This is a genomic window from Streptomyces sp. NPDC028907, assembly GCF_055564995.1.
Genome location: NZ_JBVHVE010000013.1, coordinates 181,367 through 196,074 on the forward strand (window position 1 = coordinate 181,367; position 14,708 = coordinate 196,074).

Sequence of the window (14,708 nt, forward strand, 5' to 3'; positions counted from 1 at the left end):
CACACAGATGGGCCGGTTTCACCACCCTTCACGGTGGTGAAACCGGCCCCTGCGGCCCTGTGAGTGGACGTCAGTCGCGGGCGGGCTCCACCGAGTCGACCTCGGCCGCCGTACGGTCGAACCGGCCGTCCAGCTTGGACACCAGTCCGGTGACCTGGCGGGCGATGTCCGGGGCGGTGAGGCCGATCTCCGCCATGACCTCGGCGCGGGAGGCGTGGTCGAGGAAGCGCGGCGGGATGCCGAAGTCACGCAGCGGGAGGTCGACGCCCGCGTCGCGCAGGGCCTGGGCGACCGCCGAGCCGACGCCGCCGACCCGGGAGTTGTCCTCGACGGTGACGACCACGCGGTGCCGCTCGGCGAGCGGGGCCATGGCCTCGTCGACGGGCTTGACCCAGCGCGGGTCGACGACTGTCGTGGTGATGCCCTGCTTGTCGAGCAGGGCGGCGATCTCCAGGCACATGGGGGCGAGGGCGCCGACGGAGACGAGCAGCACGTCGGGCGTGTCGGTGCCCGGCTCGCGCAGGACGTCCATGCCGCCCACCCGGCCCACGGCGGGCACGGCGGGGCCGACGGCGCCCTTGGAGAAGCGGACGACGGTCGGGGCGTCCTTGACCTGGACGGCCTCGCGCAGCTGGGCGCGGACCTGGTCGGCGTCGCGCGGGGCGGCGAGCCTGAGGCCGGGGACGACCTGGAGGATCGACATGTCCCACATGCCGTTGTGGGAGGCGCCGTCGGTGCCGGTGACGCCGGCCCGGTCGAGGACGAAGGTGACGCCGCACTTGTGCAGCGCCACGTCCATGAGGACCTGGTCGAAGGCGCGGTTGAGGAAGGTGGCGTAGACGGCGAAGACGGGGTGCAGTCCGCCGGTGGCGAGGCCCGCCGCGGACACGGCGCCGTGCTGCTCGGCGATGCCGACGTCGTAGATCCGGTCCGGGAAGGTGTCCGCGAACTTCTTCAGGCCGACCGGCTGGAGCATCGCCGCGGTGATCGCCACGATGTCCTCGCGCTCCTTGCCGAGCTCGACCATCTCGTCGCCGAAGACGGAGGTCCAGTCGGCGCCGGAGGCCTTGATCGGCAGGCCGGTGTCGGGGTGGATGGGGCCGATGCCGTGGAAGCGGTCGGCCTCGTCCTGGAGGGCGGGCTGGTAGCCGCGGCCCTTCTCGGTGAGGCAGTGCACGATGACCGGGCCGCCGAACCGCTTGGCCCGCGCGAGGGCCGACTCCAGGGCCTCGATGTCGTGTCCGTCGATCGGGCCGACGTACTTCAGGCCGAGGTCCTCGAACATGCCCTGCGGCGCGATGAAGTCCTTCAGGCCCTTCTTGGCCCCGTGCAGGGTCTCGTAGAGGGGCCTGCCGACGACGGGCGTGCGGTCGAGGATCTCCTTCGTCCGGGTGAGGAAGCGCTCGTAGCCGTCCGTCGTCCGCAGCGTCGCGAGGTGGTTGGCGAGACCGCCGATGGTGGGCGCGTACGACCGCTCGTTGTCGTTGACGACGATGACGAGGGGGCGGTCCTTGGCCTCGGCGATGTTGTTCAGCGCCTCCCAGGCCATGCCGCCGGTCAGCGCGCCGTCACCGATGACGGCGACGACGTGGTCGTCGCGTTTGCGCAGCTGGTTGGCTTTCGCGAGGCCGTCGGCCCAGCCGAGGACGGTCGAGGCGTGGCTGTTCTCGATGACGTCGTGCTCGGACTCGGCCTGCGAGGGATAGCCGGACAGGCCGCCCTTCATCTTGAGCTTGCTGAAGTCCTGGCGGCCGGTGAGCAGCTTGTGCACGTAGGACTGGTGCCCTGTGTCCCACAGCACCTTGTCCCTGGGCGAGTCGAAGACCCGGTGCAGGGCGATGGTCAGCTCCACGACACCGAGGTTGGGGCCGAGGTGGCCGCCGGTCTTGGAAACCGCCTCGACGAGGAAGGTGCGGATCTCCTCTGCCAGCTGGTCCAGCTGCTCAGGGCTGAGCCGGTCCAGATCGCGCGGTCCCGTGATGCGGGTCAGCAGCGGCACCCGTGCCTCCTTGCAGTAGAGCTTTTCGAGCTGTTGCCGGGCTCGTCGAGTCTAATGTTCCGCCCAGCCGGAAGGTTCCCGGCCCACCTCTCCATGGTCACGCAAACGGCCCTACCCAATAACGCCCTGCGCCACCAACGCCGCAAAGGGGCGCGGGGAGCTGCGCGACCAGCCACAACGGACCGGCACCCGCAATCTCACCCACGCCCCTGCGGCGCCACGGCGTTCCGCGCTACGCGCGCCCGGCGGTCTTCTGCGTCTTACGGGTGATCGAGTCGATCACGACCGTGGTCAACAGCACACCCGCGGTGATCATGTACTTCACCGGCTCAGCGATCGACTCCAGCTGGAGCCCGTACTGGATCGACACGATCACCAGCACACCGAGCAGCGCGTTCCACGTCCGCCCACGCCCACCGAACAGCGACGTGCCACCGATGACCGCCGCGGCGATCGCGTTCATCAGCAGGTCACCGGTACCGGCACTCTGGTTGGCCGACGCGATCTTCGAGGCCAGGAACAGGCCACCGATCGCGGCGAAGCCACCCGAGATGGCGAACACGGAGATCCGGACCGCGGTGACGTTGATACCCGCCCGGCGCGAGGCCTCGACACTGCCGCCGAGCGCGAAGACCTTGCGGCCGTACGACGTCCTGCGCAGCAGGAAGTCCGTGCCGACCAGGAACACCAGGAAGATCACCGTGGCCAGCGGCAGGCCCTTGTACTGGTTGTACATGATCGCCGCGGCGAAGGAGACCACGCCCAGCAGGACCGTCCGCAGGATCGTGTCGGTCAGCGGCCGGAACGGGATCCCCGCTGCCTCGCGGCGGCGGTTGCCGAGGAACGACGTGACGAAGAACAGCGCGGTCACCACGGCCGCCAGGCCGTACGCGGCCGCCACGTCCGTGAAGAAGTACGTCGTCAGCTTGCCGATCAGCCCGTCGCTGTCGAGGTTGATCGTGCCGTTCTCACCCAGCGTCTGGAGCATGAAGCCGAGCCAGAACAGCAGACCGGCCAGCGTCACCGCGAAGGCGGGGGCGCCCAGCACCGCGAAGAAGAACCCGTGCGCGGCGCCGATGACGGCACCGGCCGCGATGGCGAAGAGCACGGCCGCCCACTCGGGCCAGCCCTGGTTGACCGCGAGGACGGCGGCGATGGCGCTGGACGCGCCGCTGACCGAGCCGACGGACAGGTCGATCTCGCCGAGCAGCAGGACGAAGACGATACCGACGGAGATCATGCCCGTGCCGACCATCGTGACGGTGATGTCATTGATGTTCTGCGCGGACAGGAACGCGGAGTTCAGGCTCTGGAAGATGACGCAGATGGCGACCAGGCCGAGGATGACCGGCAGGGAGCCGAGCTCACCGGCCTTGATCTTGCGCCGGAACTCGGTCACATAGCCGGCCAGGCCCTGCTCCTGCACCAGCAGGCGGGGGTCGACCGCGGTCACCGCGGCCGCGGCGGCCTCGGTGTTGAGGACCTCGTGCTCGTCCTGCGGCGTCGTGGAGGTCTTGTCGATGCTCACTTGGAAACCTCCCCGTTCGTGCGCGCCGCACGGCGGGTCACGGCGTTGTCGGTGGCGCCGGTGATGGCGGAGATGATCTCCTCCTGCGAGGTCGTCTTGACCTCGAAGACGCCGTTGTTGCGGCCGAGGCGCAGCACGGCGACCTTGTCCGCCACGGCCTTGACGTCGGCCATGTTGTGGCTGATGAGGATCACGGCGTGGCCGCGCTCGCGCAGCCGCTCGACCAGGTCGAGGACCTGGGCGGTCTGCTCGACGCCGAGGGCGGCGGTGGGCTCGTCGAGGATGACCAGCTTGGGCTCGCCGAGCATGGAACGGGCGATGGCCACGGTCTGGCGCTGACCGCCGGAGAGCGAGGCGATCGGGATGCGCACGCTGGGGATGCGGATCGACAGCGTCTGGAGCAGCTCGCGCGAGCGGCGCTCCATCTCGACCTCGTCGAGGACACCCCACTTGCGGACCTCACGGCCCAGGTACAGGTTGCCGACGACGTCGATGTTGTCGCACAGGGCGAGGTCCTGGTAGACCGTCGCGATGCCCAGGCTCTGGGCGTCGTGCGGCCGGTTGATCGAAACGGCCTTGCCCTCCCACTCGATGACGCCCTCATCGATGGGATGCACGCCGGCGATCGTCTTGACCAGCGTGGACTTTCCGGCGCCGTTGTCGCCCACCAGGGCGACCACTTCACCGGCGTGGACCTCAAGCTCGACGTCGGTGAGCGCCTGGACGGCACCGAATCGCTTGGAGACCCCGCGCAACGCCAGCACGGGCGTAGCGGACACGTGAACCATCTCCTTCGCCGCCTGACCCGGCGGAAGGTAGTGCAGAAGAGTTAGGGGGTCCGTCCGGCGCCCCGCGCCGAGCTTGCGGGGCTGACGTATGCGCGGGGCGCCGGAGGAGTCTTGTGCAGTCATGTCCCGTGCGGGAATCCAAGGACGAATTCCCGCACCTGGAAAGGGACCGGGACTGCTACTTGATGCCGAGCTTGTCGCAGGCGGCCTTGTACTTGCCGGTGCAGATCTCGGCGGCCGTGTAGACGCCGTCCTTGATGACGGTGTCGTTGATGTTGTCCTTGGTCAGCGAGGTGACCGGCACCAGCACGGAGGGGATGCCCTTCTCGCTGCCGCTGTCGACCTTGTCCTTGGCGACGGAGTCGAGCGACTTGCCCTGGGCGAGCGCGACGGCCATCTCGGCGGCGGCGGTGGCCTCGGGGGCGTACGGCTTGTAGACGCTCATGTACTGCTCACCGGCGACGATGCGCTGCACAGCGGCGAGTTCCGCGTCCTGACCGGTGACCGGGACGTTGATGCCGGCCGCCTTCAGGGCGGTGATGATGCCACCCGCCATGCCGTCGTTGGCGGAGTAGACGCCGACGATCTTGTCCTTGCCGAGCGCCGAGATCGCCGCCTCCATGTTGGCGTTGGCGTTCTCCGGCTTCCACTCCTTGGTGTCGTACTCCTTGCCGACCTTCACCTTGCCGTCGAGGGCGGCGTGCGCGCCCTCCTTGAACTGGGCGGCGTTCGGGTCGGTGACGGAGCCGTTCATCATGACGATCTGGCCGTCCTTGGCCTTGTCGCCCAGCGCCGTCAGCAGGGCCTCGCCCTGGGTCTTGCCGACCGAGACGTTGTCGAAGGACGTGTAGGCGCTGATCGGGCCCTCGGCCAGGCGGTCGTAGGCGACGACCTTGATGCCCTGGTCCACGGCCTTCTGGACGGAGTTCTTGATCGCCTTGGCGTCGACGGCGTCCAGGATGAGGACGTCCACCTTGTTGGTGATCATGGTGTCGACCTGCTGCGCCTGCAGGTTGGCGTCCTGCTTGGCGTTGTTGTAGTCGACCGTCGCCTTGCCGTTCGTCAGCTCCTTGATCTTCTCCTCGATCAACGGCCGGTCGAACTTCTCGTAGCGAGCGGTCTGGTTCTCCGGGAGCAGGAGACCGACCTTGATGTCGTCGCCCTTGGCGGCGGAAGCAGTGGAGTCGTTGCCGCCGCCCGCTTCCTCGGCGCTGCCACAGGCAGCCAGCGAGACGGCCATGGCACCAGCGGCAACGGCAACAGCGGCACGACGCATACGCGTGTTCACTTCAGAAACCTCCCTGACGAGGCCGCGTCGTTGCGGCCGAGGTGGCTGGAAGTCAACTCGGCCACACGTGCGACGTCAAGAAGTAAATCCTTAACGGGTTGGCAACGGTGCCATCCGTTCTCTAAGTGAAGGCAGGCGCGGCCGCATGCAGCGTGCTGTCCAAAAGGGTTGAATCACCCATCTCGCTGAGCGCGAGGGCGAGGGCTCCGAGCACCTCCGCACGACCGCCAAGTGCCCCGGGGAGAACGGACAGTTGGCGCGCCGCGCTGGGGATGGCGTAGCGGCCGACGGACTCCCGGATCGGCCCGAGGACCAGCTCACCGGCCTCGGCGAGATCACCGCCGAGGACCACGCGGCTCGGGTTCAGGAGATTGCAGAGGTTCGCGACTCCACTGCCGATGTGGCGGCCGACGTCGGCGATCACCCGACGACAGCCCGGGTCTCCGTCCCTGGCCAGCCGCACGACACCCTCCATGGTCAGATCCGTGCCGTGACTGGACTGGAGGAGCGGCAGCACATAGCGCGCGGCCGCGAAGGTCTCCAGGCAGCCCCGGTTTCCGCAGCGGCAGACCGGGCCGGATTCATCAAGGGTAATATGCCCGATTTCTCCCGCCGTGCCGCCGGGCCCCCGGTAGATCTTGCCGCTGATCACCAGACCGGCGCCGACACCGCTGGCGACCTTGATGTACGCCAGGTCCCGTACGCCCCGCCCGCTGCCCCAGACGAGCTCGCCCAGGGCGCCCAGGTTGGCGTCGTTGTCCACGTGCACGGGCACCCCGAGCCGGCCGCGCAGCTCCTCGGCGGGCTTGGTGCCGGTCCAGCCGGGCAGGATGGCGGTCGAGCCGAGGGTGCCGGACTCGACGTCGATCGGGCCGGGGACGCCGAGGCCGACCCCGGCGATCTTGGACCGGTCGACTCCGGTCGCCTCGATCAGCCGGTTGACCAGCTCCTCGGCCCGGTCGAAGCCCTGCGTGGAGGAGGCGTCCACGTCCAGCGGTTCGGACTCCTCGGCGAGCACCTGGTGGGCGAGGTTCCCGACCGCGACGCGCAAATGCGTATGGCCGAAGTCGACCCCTATGACAATGCCGGCGTCCCCGCTCAGCGAGACGCTGCGGGCCCGGCGGCCACCCGCCGATGTGGGCGTGACCTCGACCGTTCCGCCGTCCTTGAGTTCCCGGACGATGTTGGAGACCGTCGCCGCGGACAGTCCCGTGGTCCTGGCGATCTCCGCCTGGGTGAGCGATCCGGCCAGCCGGACGGCCCGCACCACCCGCTCCAGGTTGGCTCGGTGCAGCGACGACTGCGACCCCGGAGTCTCCACGACGACCTCCTGCGCGCGGGGCCGCTTCGGTGAGGCCCCGTTACGTGTCCAACTAGTGAACTCTAAGCTGAGCCGTTCGGGTTGCCTCCCGTCAAGAGGTTGAACCGGATCCGGGGATGTGTGCGCGCACACGTGAGCCACCCCGGTATGGGGCGGCTCAGGTGTGACGTGGGGTGATCCGGCGCTCACCGTGGAGCGAACAGAGAGCGTTTACTTAAGCGCACCGGCCGTCAGGCCCGCCTGCACCTGCCGTTGGAAGATGAAGTAGACGATCAGCACCGGCAGCATCGCGATCATCATGCCGGCCATCAGGGCGCCCCAGTCGTTCTCGTAGCCCTGCTGGAGGGCGATCATCGCCAGGCCCTGGGTGAGCACGTACTTGTCCTCGTTCTGGTTGAGGACCATCGGCAGCAGGTACTGGTTCCACTGCCCCAGGAAGTTGAAGATGCCGATGCTGATCAGGCCCGGCTTGGCCATCGGCAGCATTACCTGGAAGAACGTTCGCGTATGCGACGCCCCGTCGATCAGCGCGGCTTCCGCCACCGAGGTCGGCAGCGTGCGGAAGAAGGCGGTCATGAAGAAGACCGTGAACGGCAGCGAATAGGCGATGTAGACCAGGATCAGCCCCTGGTACGTCGCCAGCAGGGAACTGCCCGGGAAGTCCCGCAGCACGAAGAACAGCGGGATGACCAGCATGAAGACCGGGAAGGACATGCCGGCCACGAACATGAAGTAGATGAACCGGTTGCCCGGGAAGGTGAACCGGGCCAGCACATAGGCGGCCATCGAGCCCAGCACCATGGTGCCGATCACCGAACCGCCCACCACGATCGCGGTGTTGAGGAAGTACTGGCCCATGTTCGCCTTGTTCCAGGCGTTGGCCCAGTTCTCGAAGTGCAGCGAGGTCGGCAGCCCCCACGGGTCGGAGAGGATGCCGTTGCTCGTCTTGAAGGAGCTCCACAGCACCCACAGCAGCGGCACGCCCACCATCAGCGCCCACAGGACGAGCATGCCGTGCGAGAAGACGTGCAGGACGCCGCCCTCGGAGCTGCGGCCGTCCGTGGCGCCGAGCTTCTTGCTGAGGCTCGGACGGTCCGCCCCGTCCGTCTTGGTGACCGTGCCGGTGTTCGTCGTGTCCGTCGTCATGTCGCCCGTAACCCCTAGAACTCGATCCGCTCACGCCGCGCGAAGCGCAGGGTGAGCACTGCGAACGTCATGGTGACGATGAGCATCGCGACGCCCATCGCGGACGCGTAGCCGAACTGGCTGTCGCGGAACGCCGTCAGGTACAGGCGCAGCGGCATGACGTCCGTGGCACCGTTGGGGCCGCCCATGTTGACCGACATGATCTGCACCAGGGCGAAGCCGTCCAGGGCGATGATGCCCATGTACACCCAGCCGGTCTGCACGGTGTCCCACAGCAGCGGCAGGGTGATCCGGAAGAACGTGGGGAAGCGGCCCGCGCCGTCCAGCAGCGCCGCCTCGTAGATGTCCCGCGGGATGGAGGCCATCGCCGCCGAGAACAGCACGACGTAGAAGCCGACGTGGGACCAGATCATCACCGCCATGATGCACAGCAGGGCGAGGCTCTTCTCGCCCAGCCAGGCGTTCTGCCAGCCGTCCAGACCGATCGCGCCCAGCAGGGAGTTGAGCATGCCGTCCTGCGGGTCCGGATTGTAGATGTTGAACCAGATGACGGCGATGATGGTGATGGAGATGACCTGCGGGAAGAAGAAGACGAAGCGGTAGAACTTCGAACCCGCGACCCCGGTGATGACTTCGTTCTTACGTCGCTTTCCGCCGACATTGAGCATGAAGGCGAAGAACAGGCCGAGTCCCAGCGTCACGATCGGCACCGCGATCAGCATCCAGACGTTGTGCCGCAGCGCGTTCCAGAAGTCCTCGTTGTGCCAGAGCTTTTCGAAGTTCTCGAATCCGACGAACTTCGCCGTGCCGACAAGCCCCGACCAGTCGGTCATCGAGATCTGGAACGCCTGGACGAACGGCGAGATCACAAAGACCGCGTAGACGATGACGGGCAGGGCCAGGAAGCCCACGATGAATCGGTATTTGCCGTGTTGCATGGTGCTTCCCGGCCCTTCCCCTTGAGTGCCGTTGTGCCGGACCGGACGCCTACTTCTCGCGCTTGAACTTCTTCACGGAGTCGTCCTTCGCCACGGCGTCGGCGTACTGCTGCGTCTTCTTGATCCAGTCGGCCGCGCTCATCTCACCGGTGAGGAGCTGCCCGGTGAGACCGCCGATCTTCTCGTCGGTGAGCGAGGGGTACCACTCCTGGAGCTGGAGGCTGATGATGTTGTCTCCGGCGTCCTTGAACGCCTTGCTCGCCGACGCCAGACCCGGCGAGAGAGTCATGCCCTCGGTGGCGTCGACCACACAGGTGAGCGACTTGACCTTGGTGGCGAAGTTCTGCGCGTGCTTCTTGGAGAGCATGATCCGCAGCAGTTCCATGCCGCCGGCCGGGTTCTTGCCCTTGGCGGACACGATGTAGGGCTCGCTGGGCTCGGCGCGCAGCGTGCCGTGCGGCAGCTTGTCGCCGCTGGAGCCGTCGAAGAGGGCGCCGACGGACATCTGGAAGTCCTTGGGCGTGGTCGGGGCGGCCTCGTTCTCCACCCAGGAGCCGTTGGGGATGAAGACTGCCTTGCCCTTGTTCCAGGCGGTCTGCGACTGAATGTGCGTCAGGCCCTGGCTGCCTTCGAGGAAGTACTTCTTGGCGGCCAGCTCCTCGTAGTGCTCGACGACCTGCTTGACGGCGTCGTTGCCGGTCCAGGCGTTCGGCTCCAGGTTGTCGATGGCGATCCAGCCGTCCATGCCGCCGATCTTGGCGATCTGGGCGAACAGGTTGAAGTGGACGTAGTACGGATACTTTCCGGCGTACGTCCAGGGCGCGATGCCCTTCTTCTTGATCTCGCCGCAGAGCTTGACCATGTCGTCGAGGGTCTTGGGGTATTCCCAGCCGTTGTCGTCGAGGGCCTTCTGCGAGTACCAGGTGCCGTAGATGGTGAAGGCGTAGTAGAGCACGTCGAAGGTGTCGCCGTGCTTGCCCTTCTCGATGGTGCTCGGGTGGATGACGTCCGAGATCTTCTTGCCGGCGTCGTCCAGCGAGGGCGCGTCCAGCAGCGCCTTGAGGTCCTGGAGCTGCCCCTGCGTGGACAGCTTGTTCATGTCCAGGTGGTCGGCGCCGGAGTTGTCGATGACGTCCGGCGGGTTGCCGCCGGCGAAGCGCGGGGTGAGCTTCGGGCCGACCTGCTGGGTGCCGGTGTGCTTGACCTCGGCCTTGTACTTCGCCTTGTAGTCGGCCTCGGCGTCCTTGGCGTACTGGTCGCCCAGGCCGCCCTTGAAGATGAACGCCTCCAGCGCGGCGCCCTCCTTGACCCCGAGCGGGTTGGTGGCGGACTTCGCGCCACCGGGCGCCTTGCTCTCGTCGTCGCTGCCGCCGCCACCGCCGGTGGCACACGCGGACAGGAAGGCCATGGTCGGGACGGAGATCAGACCGAGCGCGGCGGACCGCCTGATCAGATCGCGGCGCCCCACACCTGCGGAGCCGTTGTTCTCAGGGTTCTCGGCGGAAGTGGATCCCATGCTCAAGTCCTCGCCTTCTCCAGGACTCAGGCGGTGAACCGGATCCTCCCGGCACCGCGGTCGGGTCGAGCTGGTCGTGCAGGCTGGGTCGTGCAGGAAGTGCGAATCGTGTGAATCGCCGACAGGTATAGTCCACTTCCCGCCAACGGAGCAAGATCGAATGCAAGGTTCCCCAGTGGTCTTTTCCGAGTTGAGACCTGCCGGAAATATGAGCGGCCTGTGTGTTCCTTGGCGCAAAAATCCCTGTCATTGCCCTCGAATGGCACATCCAACACCCTTGACACGACAGAGCACTTGAGCCACAACTGTTCCTTGCGCAGCGATGTTGACAACGTTGTCCCGTGCGCAGGGAGGGTACCCGCTTATGCAGCAGAGAGCTCGGCACAGATGGGGTGGACCGGCGGTCGTGTCGGCGGCCGCCTTCGCTTTGACCGTGGGCTCACAGGGCGCGGCGGTCGCCCTGCCCGCCGCCCCCGCGGCGGCCGACCGGAGTTTCACGTCCTCCTTCGAGGCGGACGATCCCGCACCCGACTGGCTCAACACCGTCGACACCGCGCCGGACGGCACCAAGCGCGCCTCGGGCGTCGACGGCGGCTACAGCAGTGGCATTCCGGGCAATGTGACCGACCATGTCACGGACGTACGGGCGAGCGGCGAGAACACCGGCGGCGGTGAGGTGAAGGAGAACCTCACCGACGGCGAGCCGAGCAGCAAATGGCTGGTCTTCGAGCCCACCGGATGGGTCGAGTTCGACCTGGACAAACCGGTGAGAATAGCGAAATACGCGCTCACCTCGGCCAACGACTACGCCGAACGTGACCCGCGCGACTGGACCCTGAAGGGCTCCACGGACGGCAAGGACTGGAAGACCCTGGACACCCGCTCGGGTGAGACGTTCGCCGAACGGTTCCAGACAAAGACGTACGACCTCGCCGAACCCGCCGAGTACCAGCACTTCCGGCTGGAGGTCAGCGGGAACAACGGCGCCGACGGCATCCTCCAGCTCGCCGACGTCCAGTTCTCCACGGGCGGCGGCGACGGCCCGGTCCCGCAGGACATGCTCTCCCTCGTCGACCGCGGGCCCAGCGGATCGCCGACCGCGAAGGCGGGCGCCGGCTTCACCGGCAAGCGGGCGCTGCGCTACGCCGGCCGGCACACGGCGGACGGGAGGGCGTACTCGTACAACAAGGTCTACGACGTGAACGTGGCCGTCGGCCGCGACACGCGCCTCTCCTACCGGATCTTCCCGTCGATGGCGGACGGCGACCGCGACTACGACGCCACGAACGTCTCCGTCGACCTCGCCTTCACCGACGGCACCCAGCTGAGCGACCTCGGCGCCACCGACCAGCACGGCTTCCCGCTGTCGCCGCGCGGGCAGGGCGAGGCGAAGGTGCTCTACGTCAACCAGTGGAACAACGTCGCCTCGCGGATCGGCTCGGTCGCGGCCGGCAAGACCGTCGACCGGATCCTCGTGGGGTACGACTCCCCCAAGGGCCCGGCGAAGTTCCGGGGCTGGCTGGACGACATCGCGCTGAAGTCCGTAGCGCCGGAGAAGCCGAAGGCGCACCCGTCCGACTACGCGCTCACCACCCGCGGCACCCTCTCCAGCGGCGGTTTCTCGCGCGGCAACAACTTCCCGGCGACCGCCGTGCCGCACGGCTTCAACTTCTGGACGCCGGTGACGAACGCGGGCTCGCTGAGCTGGCTGTACGACTACGCCCGCGCCAACAACGACGACAACCTGCCGACGGTCCAGGCGTTCAGCGCCAGCCACGAGCCCAGCCCCTGGATGGGTGACCGGCAGACCTTCCAGGTGATGCCGTCGGCCGCCGCCGGAACCCCGGACACCGGGCGTGAGGCGCGCGAGCTGGCCTTCCGGCACGAGAACGAGACCGCGCGGCCGTACTACTACGGGGTGCGGTTCGAGAACGGGCTGAAGGCGGAGATGGCGCCGACCGACCACGCGGCGGTGCTGCGCTTCACCTACCCGGGTGACGACGCGAGCGTGGTCTTCGACAACGTGACGGACCAGGCGGGGCTCACGCTCGACAAGGACAGCGGGACGTTCACCGGCTACTCGGACGTGAAGTCCGGACTGTCGACGGGGGCGACCCGCCTCTTCATCTACGGCGAGTTCGACAAGCCCGTCACCGACGGCTCCTCCAGCGGAGTCAAGGGCCACCTGCGCTTCGACGCCGGCGACGACCGGACCGTCACGCTCCGCCTCGCCACCTCCCTCATCGGCGTCGACCAGGCGAAGGACAACCTGCGCCAGGAGGTCGACGGCGCCTCCTTCGAGACGGTGAAGTCACGCGCCCAGCGCCAGTGGGACCGCATCCTCGGCAAGGTCGAGGTGGAGGGCGCGACGCCGGACCAGCTGACGACGCTGTACTCCAGCCTGTACCGGCTGTACCTGTACCCGAACTCGGGCTTCGAGAAGGTCGACGGGAAGTACCGGTACGCGTCCCCGTTCTCGCCGATGCCGGGTCCGGACACGCCGACGCACACGGGCGCGAAGATCGTGGACGGCAAGGTGTACGTCAACAACGGCTTCTGGGACACCTACCGGACCACCTGGCCGGCGTACTCGCTGCTCACGCCGAGCCAGGCGGGCGAGATGGTCGACGGCTTCGTGCAGCAGTACAAGGACGGCGGCTGGACCTCCCGCTGGTCCTCCCCCGGCTACGCCGATCTGATGACCGGCACGTCCTCGGACGTCGCCTTCGCCGACGCGTACGTCAAGGGCGTCGACTTCGACGCGAAGTCGGCGTACGACGCGGCCGTGAAGAACGCGACCGTGGTGCCCCCGTCGTCCGGAGTGGGCCGCAAGGGCATGGAGACCTCGCCCTTCCTCGGCTACACGAGCACCGAGACGCACGAGGGCCTGTCGTGGGCGCTGGAGGGCTATCTCAACGACTACGGCATCGCGAGGATGGGCCAGGCCCTGTACAAGAAGACCGGCGACAAGCGGTACAAGGAGGAGTCCGCGTACTTCCTCAACCGCGCCCAGGACTACGTCAACCTCTTCGACTCCGAGGCGGGCTTCTTCCAGGGCCGGGACGCGAAGGGTGACTGGCGCGTGGAGTCCTCGAAGTACGACCCGCGCGTGTGGGGCTACGACTACACGGAGACCAACGGCTGGGGCTACGCCTTCACCGCCCCGCAGGACAGCCGGGGTCTGGCCAACCTCTACGGCGGCCGCGGCGGACTCGCCGACAAGCTCGACGAGTACTTCGCCACCCCGGAGACGGCCTCGCCCGACTTCGTCGGCTCCTACGGCGGTGTGATCCACGAGATGACGGAGGCGCGGGACGTCCGGATGGGCATGTACGGCCACTCCAACCAGGTCGCCCACCACGCGAACTACATGTACAACGCCGCCGGGCAGCCCTGGAAGGCGCAGAAGAACGTCCGTGAGGTGCTGGCGCGGCTGTACGTCGGCAGCGAGATCGGGCAGGGCTACCACGGCGACGAGGACAACGGCGAGCAGTCGGCCTGGTACCTGTTCTCGGCGCTGGGCTTCTATCCGCTGGTGATGGGCAGTGGCGAGTACGCGATCGGCTCGCCCCTGTTCAAGAAGGCGACGGTCCAGCTGGAGAACGGCCGGAAGCTGGTCGTGAAGGCGCCGAGGAACAGTGCCCGCAACGTGTACGTCCAGGGCCTGAAGGTCAACGGCGTTCCGTGGAGGTCGACTTCGCTGCCCCACTCGCTGATCGCGAAGGGCGGGGTCCTGGAGTTCGACATGGGGTCGAAGCCCTCGTCCTGGGGCACCGGCAGGAACGCGGCGCCGGTCTCCATCACCCAGGACGACGAGGTGCCGACGCCGCGTGCGGATGTGCTGAAGGGTGACGGGTCGCTGTTCGACAACACCTCGGGGACGGAGGCGGGCGTCACCTCGGTGGAGCTGCCGGTGTCCGAGGGCGGTGCCAGGGCGGTGCAGTACACGCTGACGTCGCCGAAGGACCGGACGAAGGCGCCGACCGGCTGGACCCTCCAGGGGTCGAAGGACGACGGGACGACGTGGCGGACCCTCGACCAGCGCTCCGGGGAATCCTTCACCTGGGACCGGCAGACACGGGCGTTCTCCGTGGGGTCGCCGGGTACGTACGGGAAGTACCGCCTGGTGCTCGACGGCGAGGCGGTGCTGGCGGAAGTCGAACTGCTCGGCTGAGCAAGGGAGT

The 14,708-nt window shown here is 67.6% G+C and carries 9 protein-coding genes; 1 reads left to right on the plus strand and 8 read right to left on the minus strand.

What is annotated here, in order from left to right; genetic code table 11:
* Nucleotides 1-70: 70 nt before the first annotated feature.
* The 8 genes from dxs to ngcE form a co-directional block, all read right to left on the minus strand.
* Nucleotides 71-1,999: a 1-deoxy-D-xylulose-5-phosphate synthase gene (gene dxs / locus ACZ4UU_RS34065; protein WP_471907241.1), complete on the minus strand. Its 1,929-nt coding sequence runs from the start codon at nucleotides 1,997-1,999 to the stop codon at nucleotides 71-73.
* Between the two features lie 232 nt (nucleotides 2,000-2,231).
* A complete protein-coding gene (locus tag ACZ4UU_RS34070; RefSeq protein WP_471907242.1) occupies nucleotides 2,232-3,527 on the minus strand; it encodes a sugar ABC transporter permease in 1,296 nt (431 codons plus the stop codon).
* Complete coding sequence (locus ACZ4UU_RS34075; protein WP_471907243.1) at nucleotides 3,524-4,315, minus strand: ATP-binding cassette domain-containing protein; 792 nt, start codon at nucleotides 4,313-4,315, stop codon at nucleotides 3,524-3,526. The genes ACZ4UU_RS34070 and ACZ4UU_RS34075 overlap by 4 nt, the downstream gene beginning before the upstream one ends.
* A 178-nt stretch (nucleotides 4,316-4,493) precedes the next feature.
* Nucleotides 4,494-5,591, minus strand: coding sequence for a sugar ABC transporter substrate-binding protein (locus ACZ4UU_RS34080; protein ID WP_471907315.1), 1,098 nt, complete (start codon nucleotides 5,589-5,591; stop codon nucleotides 4,494-4,496).
* 133 nt (nucleotides 5,592-5,724) lie between these two features.
* Nucleotides 5,725-6,924 carry an ROK family transcriptional regulator gene (locus ACZ4UU_RS34085; RefSeq protein WP_048583725.1) on the minus strand — a complete coding sequence of 400 codons (1,200 nt, stop codon included), beginning with the start codon at nucleotides 6,922-6,924 and terminating at the stop codon, nucleotides 5,725-5,727.
* Between the two features lie 210 nt (nucleotides 6,925-7,134).
* The gene (locus ACZ4UU_RS34090) at nucleotides 7,135-8,070 is read right to left on the minus strand and encodes a carbohydrate ABC transporter permease (protein ID WP_471907244.1); all 936 of its coding nucleotides are present in this window, start codon (nucleotides 8,068-8,070) and stop codon (nucleotides 7,135-7,137) included.
* Nucleotides 8,071-8,084: 14 nt separating this feature from the next.
* The gene (locus ACZ4UU_RS34095; RefSeq protein WP_471907245.1) at nucleotides 8,085-9,008 is read right to left on the minus strand and encodes a carbohydrate ABC transporter permease; all 924 of its coding nucleotides are present in this window, start codon (nucleotides 9,006-9,008) and stop codon (nucleotides 8,085-8,087) included.
* A 49-nt stretch (nucleotides 9,009-9,057) separates the two neighbouring features.
* Complete coding sequence (gene ngcE, locus ACZ4UU_RS34100; RefSeq protein ID WP_471907246.1) at nucleotides 9,058-10,524, minus strand: N-acetylglucosamine/diacetylchitobiose ABC transporter substrate-binding protein; 1,467 nt, start codon at nucleotides 10,522-10,524, stop codon at nucleotides 9,058-9,060.
* A 364-nt stretch (nucleotides 10,525-10,888) separates the two neighbouring features.
* On the opposite strand from ngcE, the gene ACZ4UU_RS34105 reads away from it, so the two are divergent.
* Entirely contained in the window at nucleotides 10,889-14,698 is a 3,810-nt protein-coding gene (locus tag ACZ4UU_RS34105; protein WP_471907247.1) for a GH92 family glycosyl hydrolase, read from the plus strand.
* The last annotated feature ends 10 nt before the right edge of the window (nucleotides 14,699-14,708 follow it).

Coding starts and splice junctions, on each gene's coding strand:
- ACZ4UU_RS34080 (WP_471907315.1), bottom strand. CDS start 5,591: ATGCGTCGTGCCGCTGTTGCCGTTGCCGCTGGTGCCATGGCCGTCTCG.
- ACZ4UU_RS34090 (WP_471907244.1), bottom strand. CDS start 8,070: ATGACGACGGACACGACGAACACCGGCACGGTCACCAAGACGGACGGG.
- ngcE (WP_471907246.1), bottom strand. CDS start 10,524: ATGGGATCCACTTCCGCCGAGAACCCTGAGAACAACGGCTCCGCAGGT.
- ACZ4UU_RS34075 (WP_471907243.1), bottom strand. CDS start 4,315: ATGGTTCACGTGTCCGCTACGCCCGTGCTGGCGTTGCGCGGGGTCTCC.
- ACZ4UU_RS34105 (WP_471907247.1), top strand. CDS start 10,889: ATGCAGCAGAGAGCTCGGCACAGATGGGGTGGACCGGCGGTCGTGTCG.
- ACZ4UU_RS34095 (WP_471907245.1), bottom strand. CDS start 9,008: ATGCAACACGGCAAATACCGATTCATCGTGGGCTTCCTGGCCCTGCCC.